Source organism: Xenorhabdus hominickii, from assembly GCF_002632725.1.
GTDB lineage: Bacteria > Pseudomonadota > Gammaproteobacteria > Enterobacterales > Enterobacteriaceae > Xenorhabdus > Xenorhabdus hominickii.
Map to the genome: position 1 here is coordinate 1 of NZ_NJAI01000093.1, position 646 is coordinate 646.

At 52.9% G+C, this 646-nt stretch carries 1 protein-coding gene; it reads right to left on the reverse strand.

The genetic code is table 11. The features are described 5' to 3' along the window. Positions 1-78: 78 nt before the first annotated feature. The coding region (locus tag Xhom_RS25280; RefSeq protein WP_145957535.1) for a DUF1983 domain-containing protein at positions 79-646 on the reverse strand (568 nt) is incomplete at its 5' end.

The window sequence follows — 646 nt, forward strand, 5'->3', positions numbered from 1 at the left end:
CAGCGTCTGCGCCCGGTCTGAATCCAGATGATAAGGTTTGCCCCCGTCGCCGGGATGCACCCGAATACCTAAAGCCATTTATATTTCTCCCACTTTAATCCGCAACGTACCGCTACCATCAAAGACTGCCAGGCCGGTATGATCGAGGGCTATTCGTGCCCGGCCTGAAATCCCTTTCATCTCAAACGCGCCATTCTTCGGCAGATTCCAGCCACCGTGAGGCCAGTTATCCGAACGAATGCCGTCCGCGATTTTTGCCATCGTGATAGAGGCATCTTTGATTTTTGCCCCGTCAATCACCGCTGTACCGAGAAAGGCTTCCCGGATAAAGACCTGCCCGTCCTTAATCATGAACACCGGGTCCAGTTTGCCATTGGCCGGATTCATCACCATGAAGTTATTCGCACTGAAACCTATCTGGGTTTTAACTTCCCCGTTCTTCACCTCGGCCCCGATGACCATCCCGGCTTTATAAAGCCGGCCCTTGTACCTCACCCCGGTCCCAATTTCATAGATGCCATAGCCATCCCCATCAATATCAAAGACTGCCGTCGCCTTGGTCTCAACCGCCGCCGCATTCTCCCCGACATCGGCTTGAATTTTTTCCATCTTCTCAGCGAAAGCCTTGCTGTCACTTATCTGCGTG